10 protein-coding genes are annotated in these 12,185 nt (G+C 73.0%); 8 read left to right on the top strand and 2 right to left on the bottom strand.

Features of this window, described 5'->3' with window-relative positions:
- The first annotated feature begins 258 nt into the window (after positions 1-258).
- The 4 genes from ACTHAM_RS15930 to ACTHAM_RS15915 all read left to right on the top strand — a co-directional run bounded on the left by ACTHAM_RS15930 (position 259) and on the right by ACTHAM_RS15915 (position 4,677).
- The gene (locus ACTHAM_RS15930) at positions 259-696 is read left to right on the top strand and encodes an ATP-binding protein (protein WP_440689231.1); all 438 of its coding nucleotides are present in this window, start codon (positions 259-261) and stop codon (positions 694-696) included.
- 207 nt (positions 697-903) lie between these two features.
- Positions 904-2,445, top strand: coding sequence for a MinD/ParA family ATP-binding protein (locus tag ACTHAM_RS15925; protein ID WP_440689229.1), 1,542 nt, complete (start codon positions 904-906; stop codon positions 2,443-2,445).
- 102 nt (positions 2,446-2,547) lie between these two features.
- The gene (locus ACTHAM_RS15920; RefSeq protein WP_440689227.1) at positions 2,548-3,072 is read left to right on the top strand and encodes an RNA polymerase sigma factor; all 525 of its coding nucleotides are present in this window, start codon (positions 2,548-2,550) and stop codon (positions 3,070-3,072) included.
- Positions 3,073-3,210: 138 nt separating this feature from the next.
- Positions 3,211-4,677 (top strand): hypothetical protein, encoded by a 1,467-nt coding sequence (locus ACTHAM_RS15915; RefSeq protein WP_440689225.1) that lies wholly within the window; start codon positions 3,211-3,213, stop codon positions 4,675-4,677.
- Positions 4,678-4,720: 43 nt separating this feature from the next.
- Here the strand turns inward: ACTHAM_RS15915 and ACTHAM_RS15910 are convergent, their stop codons facing one another.
- Positions 4,721-6,805 carry a beta-galactosidase gene (locus ACTHAM_RS15910; protein ID WP_440689223.1) on the bottom strand — a complete coding sequence of 695 codons (2,085 nt, stop codon included), beginning with the start codon at positions 6,803-6,805 and terminating at the stop codon, positions 4,721-4,723.
- Between the two features lie 195 nt (positions 6,806-7,000).
- On the opposite strand from ACTHAM_RS15910, the gene ACTHAM_RS15905 reads away from it, so the two are divergent.
- The 4 genes from ACTHAM_RS15905 (at position 7,001) to ACTHAM_RS15890 (ending at position 11,338) form a co-directional block, all read left to right on the top strand.
- Positions 7,001-8,323 carry an ABC transporter substrate-binding protein gene (locus ACTHAM_RS15905; RefSeq protein ID WP_440689221.1) on the top strand — a complete coding sequence of 441 codons (1,323 nt, stop codon included), beginning with the start codon at positions 7,001-7,003 and terminating at the stop codon, positions 8,321-8,323.
- Between the two features lie 86 nt (positions 8,324-8,409).
- A complete protein-coding gene (locus ACTHAM_RS15900) occupies positions 8,410-9,378 on the top strand; it encodes a carbohydrate ABC transporter permease (RefSeq protein ID WP_440689219.1) in 969 nt (322 codons plus the stop codon).
- Between the two features lies 1 nt (position 9,379).
- Complete coding sequence (locus ACTHAM_RS15895; RefSeq protein ID WP_440689217.1) at positions 9,380-10,279, top strand: carbohydrate ABC transporter permease; 900 nt, start codon at positions 9,380-9,382, stop codon at positions 10,277-10,279.
- Positions 10,280-10,309: 30 nt separating this feature from the next.
- Positions 10,310-11,338, top strand: coding sequence for a LacI family DNA-binding transcriptional regulator (locus ACTHAM_RS15890; RefSeq protein ID WP_440689215.1), 1,029 nt, complete (start codon positions 10,310-10,312; stop codon positions 11,336-11,338).
- A gap of 207 nt (positions 11,339-11,545) precedes the next feature.
- Here ACTHAM_RS15890 and ACTHAM_RS15885 read toward each other — a convergent pair whose 3' ends face one another.
- The gene (locus ACTHAM_RS15885) at positions 11,546-11,818 is read right to left on the bottom strand and encodes a hypothetical protein (RefSeq protein ID WP_440689213.1); all 273 of its coding nucleotides are present in this window, start codon (positions 11,816-11,818) and stop codon (positions 11,546-11,548) included.
- Positions 11,819-12,185 lie beyond the last annotated feature (367 nt).

Below are 12,185 nucleotides of genomic sequence, written 5' to 3'. Positions count from 1 at the left end.
TGTGCCACGCTCGTCGTGAGGCGGCCGGGTGCGGATCGGTCGGTCGACGGGTGCTGCGTGGCGCCCCTGCAGCGGCAGGCCCTGAGGTGCCGCCTGAGGTACCTCAGGAGGAGCACCCGCCCGGACCGCCGATACCGCGGTGCCCGGGTGATCGACACGTCCTCGGTGCCGGCCGGTCGCGCGGGTGCGGCGAGCATCACCCGGTCGTCGGGCGCTGTCCGGCCAGCGGAACCCCTGCGCGTCAGGCACCCTGGAGACGTGGGCGAGGTTCGGGACCTGAGGAGCGCGGCGAGGCTGCGGCGGGCTGTGCTCGTCGAGGACGCCCTCGTGCTGCGTCCCGAACGTTCGGCGCCGCGCACCGCCCGGCACTGGGTGATGCAGGTCGTGGCGGGTGCGGGTGTCGGCGGGTCGGCGAACCAGGTGGTGGAGCTGCTGGCGGGTGAGGTCGTGGCCAACGCGGTCGTGCACGGCCCGGAGAGCGGCCAGGTGCGGGTGGACGTCGCGGTCGACCCCCACCGCATCCGCGTCGCCGTGAGCGACGACGGCGGTGGCGTGCCCGTCGCCGGGCACCCGGCACCCTCGGCATCCAGCGGCCGGGGCCTCGCACTCGTCGAGGCGCTGGCGGAGACGTGGGGCACGGTGCCGCGCCAGGGTGGCGGCAAGACGGTGTGGTTCGAGGTGGACCCCGGAGCCTGACGTCGGCGTGACGAGTCTCATGACGGGTGTCGCGCACGCCTGTCATGCACGGCCGCGGGCCACAGCGTAGGTTCGGGGTCGCGCCCTGACGACAGTCGGCCGATGGCCTTGCACCGCTGCCAGCAGCGATGGCCGAGCCGGTCGTGCGGGGCCACGTGACGTGTGCACGCCTGGCGTGCACGGCCGCAGGAGCGAGGAGAGACACCGATGACCGAGCGCACGGGCGAGCAGCCCCCGACACCCGCGGGTGCACCGGAGGCGCCCACCGGCACGGGTGCCGTTGCCGCCGTGACCATGGCCGTGACGGCCGCCGGTCGCACCCCGACGATCCGTGCCGAGGTGCGCGACGACGGCACGGGCGAGCTCACGGTCGACGGCGTCGTGCAGCAGGTCCGGGCCGGTTCCCTGGCCGAGGCGGGTGCCGCGGTGACGGCACGCATCGCGGAGCTGGCCGCGGCGTCGGGCCATGCGCTGCCCGCCGAGATCCGCGACTCGGACGGCCTGTGGTCGCTGCTGATCCACCCGGACGGCACCGTCGACGAGGCTCCCCGCGTCGGCCTGGAGACCGAGGGCGTCCGTGTGCCCGGTTCCGCGGCGGCCCCCTCGCGCCCCGGTGCAGGGGCGCCCGCCACGTCGACGGCGTCGGGCCGCGCCGGCTCCTCCCCGGCGGCGACGGCATCCGCGTCCGCGACGTCCGCAGCCACGGCCGCGCAGGCCGCGCCGGTGGCACCCGCCGCCACGGCCCCGAGCGCCGGCACGGCCGGTGGCGCCGGCACGGGACGCCGGGAGGCCCCGCCCGTGTCCGGCTCGCTCGCCCTGCCCACGCTCGACGACCTGCTGGCCACCCGGCACCCCGCGGTGGACGGCCCCGCCGAGGAGGGGTGGCGCGGCACGGTCCGGCGTCTGACGGGCGGCCGGTGGGCACCCCACCCGGGCCCGGCCGAGCGTCGCCGTCGCGGCGAGGTCGCCTCGGTGCGCCGCTCGCTCGACGGGCCGCGCACGATCGTCGTGCTCAACCCGAAGGGTGGCGCGCACAAGACGACCGCCACGATGCTGCTGGCTGCGACGTTCGGCCTGCAGCGCGGGGGCTACACGCTCGCGTGGGACAACAACGAGACCCGCGGCACGCTCGGCTGGCGGTCCTCGCACGCCGACCACACGCGCACCGCGGTCGACCTGCTGCACGCCCTGCCGTCGTTGACGGCCCGCGGCACGGTCCGCATCGGTGACCTCGACCAGTTCGTGCGCACCCAGCCGACCGAGCAGTTCGACGTGCTGGCCTCCGACGAGGACGCCGCATCGGCCGCCCTGTTCGACGCGCGGTCGTTCTCCGAGCTGCACAGCATCCTGTCGAGGTTCTACCGGGTGCTCGTGGTCGACACGGGCAACAACATGCGCGCCTCGAACTGGCAGGCCGCGATCGACGTGGCCGACCAGCTGGTGATCGTCTCGACGATCCGCGAGGACACCGCGCAGTCGGCGGCGTGGGCCATCGACGCGCTGCGCGCCACAGGCCACGACGAGGCGGTGCGTCGCGCCGTGACGGTCCTGTCGGCGCCCGACGCGAAGGTCGACAAGGAGCTGCGCAACCGGCTGCGCGCGCACTTCGGCGCCCTGACGCGTGACGTGGTCGACGTGCCGCACGACCCGGCCCTCGTGGCCGGTGGACCGATCCGGTTCGACGAGCTGCACCCGCGGACCCGCGACGCGTGGCTGCACGTGACGTCGGTGGTGGCCGAGGGTCTGTAGGTCGTGGCGGCGCGTGTGCAAGATCCGCGCGGGTGGCGACACAGGGCAGGTGGAGGGGGCTGATCCCCTTCGGCCTGCCCGCACCGACCCCAGGAGATCCGCGTGGCCGTTGGCACTTCCGTGACCACCGGGCCCGGCCTGCACGACGCCGCCTGGTTCGACGCGCTGGTCCGTGCCCACGGCACCGCGGTGCACCGCTACCTGCTGCGCCGCGTGGGTTCCTCCGGGCGGGACGAGGCCGAGGACCTGGCCGCGGACGTGCTCACGGTGGCGTGGCGCCGCCGCGACGACGTACCGGACGGCGCCGAGCTGCCGTGGCTGTACCGCACGGCCGGGTTCGTGCTGGCCAACCACCGACGCAAGGGGCGGCCCGTGCCGGTGGGTGACGTGCCCGACGAGGTCGACGACGCCGACCCGGCGGTGCTGGTGGTCGAGGACGCCCAGGTGCGTGCCGCGCTCGCAGCCCTGAGCGCCCGGGACCGGCAGGTCCTGCTGCTGCACGCGTGGGAGGGGCTGACCGGTGCCGCACTGGCCGAGGTGCTCGGTGTGGGCCGTGGTGGTGCGGATGCGGCGCTGAGCCGCGCGCGGGCGCGGTTGCGCGAGGTCTGGGCCGCGCTGGACGCCTGACCGGCGGGCCGGTCGGCGACCCGGGCTGTGCGCCGGTGCGCTGCAAGCCTCGTGCCGCTCGGGACACAGGACGGGTAGAGGGTCACGTGCACGCGGACCGGCCGGAACGGCCCCACGCGACCCGCGGGAGGAACCACCATGAGCGACAGGACGCCGTCGGGCACGCCCGACGAGGGCACCGGGCCGCAGGCCGAGCCGCGCGACGAGGCATTCGACCGTGTGCGTGCCGCGGACCCGGCCGCCGGTGCCACGGCTGACCTGGACCGGCTGGCTGCCACGGCCCGGGACCGTGCCGGGCTGGTGACGGCTGGCGCCGTCGCGCACGAGGGCGTGGACGAGCCCGAGGAGCTGGCCGAGGTGCGGGTGCTGGGTGCCCCGCGTCGTCCGGCGCGGTGGCTGCAGATCGCCGCGGCGGTGGCCGGCGTGGCGATCATCGGCGGTGGCGGGTACGCCATCGGTGCGTCCGGTGACGCTGCGGGCGGGGCCTCCCTCGCGGACGCCGCCGCGCCGGCGATCACGCTCGAGGGCACCGTGGGTGCGGCGGACCAGGCGGCGGCGGGCGGTGCCGTGTCGAAGCTGGCCGCGGAGTCGACCGTGGGCTGGTGGTACGGCGGCCGGACGGTCTTCACGCAGGAGGGCCTGTCGGACGAGGGCGGCCAGGGCAAGGCCTGGGGCTTCGACGCGGTCAGCGTGGTGACGCAGGAGAACGCGGCCCGGCTGGCTGCGGTGCTCGGCGTGGCCGGTGAGCCGCGGCAGGAGTACGGCAGCTGGACGGTGGGTCCGAACGACGGCTCCGGCGCGACCGTGACCCTGTCGGCCGACGGTCTGGCGAACATGTCGTACTACGACCCGGCACGTGACCCGTGGGCGCAGTGCTACGCGTCGTCCCTGGACACGCCGTCCACGTCCGAGGGTGCCGAGGCCGAGGGGTCGACCGTCGAGCCTGCGCCGGCGGAGTGCGTGCCGTCCGGCGACCCGGCGCCCACGGGTGACGCGGCGGTCGCCGAGGTGAGGGACGTGCTGGCCGACCTGGGTGTCGACCCGGACGGCTGGGAGTACGACCTGCAGACCGACACGGGCAACCCGCAGGCGGTGTACGTGACGGTGCAGCAGGTCGTCGACGGTCAGCGCACGTCGGTGTCGGGCAGCGCGACGCTCGTGGCCGACGGCCTGCAGTCGCTGTACCTGCCGCTGGCCACGCTCGTGGACCTGGGCACGTACGACGTGATCAGCCCGGTCGAGGCCGTCGAGCGGTTGGCGGACCCGCGGTTCGGCCCGTCGAGCGGCGTCATGCCGTACATGGCGCGCGAGGGGATGTCCTCGACGATGCCGGAGGCCATGGGTCGTGACGGTGCCCTGTCGGGCATGGCGGACGAGGCCACGGATCAGCCCACGGTGCCGGCGACGCCGGCGGCGGGCGACCCGATCGCCTGGCCGGTGCAGCAGGTGACGTTGGTGTCGGCGCGGCTGGGTGTGGCGGTGGCCACGCTGCCGGACGGCGCCACCGTGCTGGTGCCGACGTACGAGCTGGCCGATGCGGACGGCACGACCTGGTCGGTCGTGGCGGTCGTCGAGGAGCAGATGGACTTCTCCCCGGTCGGCTGACGGGTCGTCCGGCCGCGTGGAGGGACGCGGCCGGACGGCACGCTCAGCGAGTCGGGTGTGCCGCGGGGGTCAGTCGGACGACCGCGGTGCCCCCGGCGGGGACCTTCAGCGTGCCGTCCACCGGTGCGCCGGTGAGCAGCTCGACGCCCTGCGCGGCCAGCTCGGCCGGTTCGTCGGCGTGGTTGACGGCCACCAGGTAGTCGGCGGTCGTCCCGTGGCGGCGCACGACCTCCAGCTGCGGGGTGTGCTCGGCGGCGGTGAGCCCGGCGTCGCGGTAGGCGGCACCGAGCACGGGTGCGAGCTCCTCGACGGACAGGCGGGTGGAGACGTACCAGCCGGTGCCGGTGCCGCGCGTGTGCCGGGTGATCGCGGGGCGTCCGGCGGCGGGGCCGTCGAGGTAGGTGGACATCACCCGGGCGCCTTCGAGCGCGATGTCGTCGGCCCACACGTCGCCGACGAGCGTGCCCGGGTCGTCGCTGGTCTGCCCTGCCCAGGTCAGGTGCACCTGGTGGCCTGCGCGCAGGGGCAGGAACTCCTCGACGGTGAGCCCGAGGGTCTCGCGCAGCGGCGCGACGTAGCCACCGGCGTGCACGGCGTCGTTCTCGTCGACGACGGCCGAGAAGTACGACACGACGAGCGTGCCGCCGTCGGCCACGTACCGGTCGAGGTTGGCGGCGGCGTCGAGGGTGAGCAGGTAGGACGCGGGTGCCACGACGAGCCGGTACCCGGACAGGTCGTCGGTGGGGTGCCGCATGTCGACCGTCAGCCCGTCGAGCCACAGCCGCTCGTACCAGGCGCGCAGGCGTTCGGCGTGGTCGGCGTCGACCGAGGGGCGCCATTCGAGGCTCTGCGCCCAGAACGACTCCCAGTCCCACAGCAGGGCGACGTCGCCGCGCACGCGGGTGCCGCGCAGCTCGGCGAGCCGGCCGAGGTCGGCGCCGAGGGCGGTGACCTCGCGCCACACGCGTGAGCTGGTGCCGGCGTGCGGCAGCATCGCGGAGTGGAACTTCTCGGCGCCGCTGCGGGAGGCGCGCCACTGGAAGAACAGGACGGCGTCGGCGCCCCGGGCCACGTGCTGCAGCGCGTTGCGGGCCATCTCGCCGGGGCGTTTGGCCACGTTGCGCGGCTGCCAGTTGACGGCGGAGGTGGAGTGCTCCATGAGCATCCAGGGGTTGCCGTCGGCCACGGAGCGGGTCAGGTCGGCGGCCATGGCCAGGCCGATGTGCCCGTGCTCGTCGGCGGCGGTCAGGTAGTGGTCGTTGGAGACGACGTCGACGACCCGGCCCCACGCCCACAGGTCGGTCGAGGGGCAGGAGTTGGCCATGAAGTTGGTGGTGACGGGCACGTCGGAGTGCGCCCGGATGGCGTCGCGCTCGGCCAGGAAGCAGGCACGCAGCGCGTGGTCGGTGAACCGGGCGAAGTCGAGCCGTTGGGCGGGGTTGACGACGCTGGGGGCGAGCGCGGGCACCTGCACGTGATCCCACTGCCCGTACCGCTGACCCCAGAACGTGGTGCCCCACGCGGTGTTGAGCGCGTCGAGGGTGCCGTAGCGGTCCTGCAGCCAGAGCCGGAACGCGGCGGCCGACGTGGGGGAGTAGTCGTCGGAGACGGGTGCGCCGTACTCGTTGTGCACGTGCCACAGGGCGAGGGCGGGGTGCTGCCCGTACCGCTGCGCGAGGGCGGTGGTGATGCGCACGCAGGCCTGCCGGTACTCGGGGGAGCTGGGGCAGGCCATGCCGCGTGAGCCGAAGCCGAGCACGGTGCCCTCGCGGGTGACCACCCGGGTGTGCGGGTGGGCGGCGAAGAACCAGGCGGGCGGGGACGCGGTGGGGGTGCCCAGGTCGACGCGGATGCCGTTCGCGTGCAGCAGGTCGATGAGCCGGTCGAGCCAGCCGAAGTCGTACTCGCCCTCGCGGGGCTCGAGCAGCGCCCACGAGAAGATGCCGATGCTGACCAGGTTCACACCGGCCTCGCGCATGAGGGCGACGTCCTCGTGCCAGACCTCTTCGGGCCACTGCTCGGGGTTGTAGTCGCCGCCGTAGGCGAGCCCGTCGAGTCCGAGGGGCCACCGGTCGGGGCGGTCGGCGGGGTGGGCGGTCGTGCGGGGGGCCGGGCGCTGGTCGGGCATGACACTCCGTCGAGTCACTGAGCTGAGAATGTGCACGGTCACAGCCTGGGACCGTGCACAACAACCAGATAACACCAGGATGTCGGCGGTTGACAAGCCGCCGGGCCGTGTCGCTACTGTGATCGTGCACAGGCAGCGCGGATCAGCCGCGCTCCGTCCGCCGCGAGGACGCGGGGGACTTGACGAGGAGGTCAGATGCGCCTGCACACAGGCCTGAAGGTCGCCGCAGCACTCGCGGCCACCACACTGCTCATGACGGCGTGCTCGTCCGGCTCGGACTCCCCGGGCACGGACGACACCGCCGCAGACGGACCGGTCGAGCTGGTCTTCTGGACATGGGCGCCGGGCATGGACGAGATCGCCGCGGTGTGGAACGAGTCGCACCCGGACATCCAGGTGACCGTCAACAAGCAGGACGGCGGCGACGCTGCCGTCACCAAGCTGCTCACCGCCATCAAGGCAGGCTCCGGCGCGCCGGACATCATGCAGGCGGAGTACCAGAAGATCCCCACGCTCGTCTCCTCCGACGCGCTCGCGGACCTGTCCGGCGAGCTCTCCGAGGACACCGCCTCGCACTACTCCGACGGCATGTGGGAGGCCGTGACCCTCGGGTCCGAGGCCGTCTACGGCGTCCCGCAGGACTCCGGCCCCATGGAGCTGTACTACCGCGCCGACATCTTCGAGCAGTACGGCCTGGCCGTGCCCACCACGTGGGAGGAGTACGCGCAGGTCGCCGAGCAGCTGCACACCGCCGACCCGACCAAGTACCTCGGCACGTTCTCCGCGCAGGACGCCGGCTGGTTCACCGGCCTCGCCCAGCAGGCCGGTGCCTCGTGGTGGGGCATCGACGGCGAGGCGTGGACCGTCGACATCGACGCCGACCCGACGCAGAAGGTCGCCGCGTACTGGGGTGACCTGGTCGAGAAGGGCGTCATCGACAACAAGCCGATGTACACCCCGGAGTGGGGCGCCGCGCTCAACGACGGCACGCAGGTCGCCTGGGTCTCGGCCATCTGGGGCCCCGGTGTGCTCGAGGGCAACGCCCCCGACACCGCCGGGCTGTGGAAGATGGCGCCCATGCCGCAGTGGGACGCCGACGCACCGGCCACCGGCAACTGGGGCGGCTCGGCCACCTCGGTCACCACGCAGTCGGAGCACCCTGCCGAGGCCGCGCAGTTCATCGAGTGGATGAACGCCTCGCAGGAGGGCGTGAACCTGCTCGTCGAGAAGGGCTCGGTCTACCCGGCCGACATCCCCGGCCAGGCCGAGGCGCTCGCCGAACCGCCGGCGTTCTTCTCCAACCAGCCGGACTTCTACACGATCGCCGGCGAGATCGCGCAGACCGTGCAGCCGTTCCAGTACGGCCCGAACGTCAACGTGGCCTACTCGGCCTACAACGACGAGTTCGGCAAGGCCGCCGAGGCGAGGTCGGCCTCGATGTTCACCGACGCCGTGGCCGCCATGCAGACCGCGACCGTCGACGACCTGACGAACTCGGGCTTCACGGTCAAGGAGTGAGACCACGGTCGGCCACCCTGTACCCCCCCCGCCGGGTGGCCGGCCGTCCCCCTCGCTCGACCCGCATCTCCTGGGAGCTGATCCACGTGACCACCGTTGCCCCGCCGCCCGTCGCGACCGCGCGGGCCCCCCGCACCGCCTCGCGCAACCGCCGCCGCACGGGCCGCTTCGCGCCGTACGTGTACCTGGCGCCGGCCATGACCCTGTTCACCCTGTTCCTGGCCCTGCCGATCGCGTACGCGGTCTACCTGAGCCTGCGTGCCACGAAGGTCAGCGGCCTGGGTCTGGGCGCCGGGGCCAAGAAGGAGGTCTGGGCGGGCCTGTCCAACTACACCCGCGCGCTCGGTGACCCCGACTTCGTCGACTCGGTGATCCGCGTCGGCCTGTACGGGCTGCTGCTGGTGCCCACCATGCTCGGCCTGGCGCTCGTCTTCGCACTGCTGCTCGACGCCCGTCGCACCGGCGCGAAGAGCTTCTCGCGGGTGTCGATCTTCCTGCCGTACGCGGTGCCCGCCGTGATCGCCTCGCTGCTGTGGGGGTTCCTCTACCTGCCGCGGGTCAGCCCGTTCTACTACGTGTTCGACAAGATCGGCTGGCAGGCCCCGCAGATCCTGTCGTCCCAGCTGGTCATCTTCGCGATCGCCAACATCGGCCTGTGGGGCGGCGTCGGCTTCAACATGATCGTCATCTACACCGCGCTCAAGGCCATCCCGTCCGAGCTGTACGAGGCGGCCAGGCTCGACGGCGCCTCCGAGCTGCAGGTCGCCTGGCGGGTCAAGGTGCCGATCGTCACCCCGTCGCTGATCCTCACGTTCCTGTTCTCGATGATCGCGACCCTGCAGGTGTTCGCCGAGCCGATGACGCTGCGGCCCCTGACCAACACCATCTCCACCACGTGGAGCCCGCTGATGAAGGTCTACCGGGACGCGTTCGTGCGCGACGACGTGTACGCCGCCGCCGCGACCTCGGTGATCATCGCGGTGGCCACGTTCGCCCTCTCGTTCGGGTTCCTGCGCCTCGTGCAGCGGCGCGCCTTCAGCCAGGAGAACAGCTGACATGACCGCCTCGACCCTCACCCGCCCGGCCGCCCGCCCGGCGGACCTCACGCCCACCGTGCGGTTCCGCACCGAGCGTCGCTCGCCGCTGGCCACCGGCGTCCTGCTGCTCGGGGCGGTCTACTGCCTGCTGCCGGTGGCGTGGGTGCTCATCGCCGCGACCAAGAGCTCCGGCGAGCTGTTCTCCACGTTCACGTTCGCGCCGTCCACGCACCTGTGGTCGAACATCCAGGAGCTGTCGGCGTACCGCGGCGGGCTGTTCTGGCGCTGGATGGCCAACACCGCGCTGTACGCCGGCGTCGGCGGGCTGCTGTCCGTGACCGTCTCGGCGATGGCCGGCTACGGCCTCGCGAAGTTCCAGTTCGTCGGCAAGAAGGCCACGTTCAACATCATCCTGGCCGGGGTGCTGGTGCCCGGCGTGATCCTGGCGATCCCGCAGTACCTGCTGCTCGCCGAGGTCGGCCTGACCAACACGTACTGGTCGGTGCTGCTGCCCAGCATCATCAGCCCCTACGGCATCTACCTGGCGCGCATCTACGCCGCGGCGTCCGTGCCCGACGACGTCATCGAGGCCGCCCGCACCGACGGGGCCAAGGAGTGGCGCATCTTCACCCAGATCGCCACACCCATGATGATCCCGGGCCTGGTGACGGTGTTCCTGTTCCAGTTCGTCGCCATCTGGAACAACTTCATGCTCCCGTACATCATGCTCGGCAACGACCGCCTGTTCCCGATCACGGTGGGCCTGTCCGGTCTGCTCAACCAGGGCGCCACCCAGCCCGCCATGTACACCGCGGTCATCACCGGGGCGCTGCTGTCGATCCTGCCGCTCGTCGCCCTGTTCCTCACGCTGCAGCGGTACTGGCAGGTCGACCTGGCCGCCGGTGCGGTCAAGGCGTGACCAGGCCCGATGAGCCCTAGAGTGCCCGTGATGGACCACCACACCCCTGCGCCGAGCCCCGCGCGCCGCCGCCCGACGATCCGTGACGTCGCGGCGGCCGCTGGCGTGTCCCGCGGCACCGTGTCCCGGGTGCTCAACGGCGGCCACTGGGTCTCGCCCGAGGCGCTGGTCGCCGTGCAGGAGGCGATCCGCAGCACTGGCTACTCCACGAACGTCCACGCGCGCAGCCTGGTGACGGGCCGGTCGAACTCGGTGGCGTTCCTGCTCACCGAACCCCAGCACCTGCTGTTCGAGGACCCCACGTTCTCGATCCTGCTGCGCGGCGCCGCCCAGGAGCTGTCCGCCCGTGGCATGCCGCTGCTGCTCATGGTGGCGGGCACCGCCGCCGAGCAGAAGCAGGTGCTGGAGTACGTCGCCGCCGGGCACGTCGACGGCGTCCTGTCGATCTCCTCGCACGCCGGCGGCCAGGTGCTCGCACGCCTGGTCGAGTCGGGCATCCCGACGATCTCGTGCGGCATCCCGCTCGGGTTCGAGGACCGCATCGGGTTCGTCGCCGCCGACGACCTCGGCGGGGCCCGCAAGATGACCCGCTACCTGCTGGACCGGGGCCGCACGCGCATCGCGACCATCACCGGGCCCATGGACACCCCCGGTGGGCGGCACCGCCTGGACGGCTACCGCCTCGAGCTGGGCGACGCCTACGACGAGACCCTCGTTGCGCACGGCGACTACACGCGGGCCGGCGGTGCCGCGGCCATGCGCGAGCTGCTCGACCGCCGCCCAGACCTGGACGCCGTGTTCGTCGCCTCCGACCTCATGGCCTCCGGCGCGATCACCGTGCTGCGCGAGTCCGGGCGGAGCGTGCCGGACGACGTCGCCGTCGGCGGGTTCGACGACTCCGGCCTGGCCGCCACCCTCGACCCACCGCTGACCACCCTGCGGCAGCCGTTCGAGCGGATCGCCTCGGAGATGGTCCGCCTGCTGCTCGAGGTGGTCGAAGGCGGCGAACCGGCCGCGATCACCCTGCCGACGGCCCTCGTGGAGCGCGAGTCGGCCTGACCGGGCCGGATGCGCACCGTCGCATCGAACAGCGCCGACGTGCCGCCCGAAGGGCAGGTGACGGGGTCTCACGTGGAGAGGTCTCCGGGTGCGCCGGGGCAGTCCAGAGGCCTGACGGGCGGCGGTGCCGCCGAACGATGGGCGCCGCTGAAGTGGCCTGGTTTCGAGGCCGTCACCACGGCAGCCGACGGCACCTCGCCGCGCAGGCTACAAGCGCTTCGGCAGTTGGACGACCAGGTACTCCTTCGCCGCGGAGTTGGTCTGCATCCGGGCCGCCAGCGACTCAGCGGCCTCGCGAGAGGTGAACTGGTGTGCCTGTGACTGCCGACCCCAAGCCTCCAGCGGACCACCGTCCCAAGCCCTCATGCGCGGGTCCTCGTAGTAGTAGTAGGCGCCCCCGTCGCGCAGGCGCACGACGATGCCCCAGTGATTCGCACGTCCGGGCATCGTCCCGGCTGGCTTCTTGCGCTCCTTCGACACGCCCCGTCTCCCCCGCCTCGTAGGCCCCTCTCCCGGCACCGACGATAGCGTCGGCTACCGGTGGAGCCGGACGCGCGTCGGGCCGTCGGTCGGGTGCTCGTGTCGGACATCGTGCCGGAGCGCGATGCTTCAGCCCGTCGAGCCGCCAGTCGGCGCACCCGAGCCAGGCGAGCAACGTGGATGCGCTGACGGTTCCGCGTGATCCTCGCTGAGGTCGGGGCGGCTGCTGTTCGACACCGCGTCGCTGCAGCTCGTCTCGGTGGTAGTCAGCGTCGACTGCGCGACGGATGCCCCCTTCGGCGCGGAGGCAGCATCCAGGTGAACGGGCGTGCGTACCTCCGGGACCCCCGATCGAGCGCCCCCGAGG

This window comes from Cellulomonas soli, from assembly GCF_052036975.1.
GTDB classification, from domain to species: Bacteria; Actinomycetota; Actinomycetes; order Actinomycetales; family Cellulomonadaceae; genus Cellulomonas; species Cellulomonas soli_A.
Note: the sequence above shows the minus strand (reverse complement) of the source record. Positions and strands in the feature narration are given on the sequence as shown.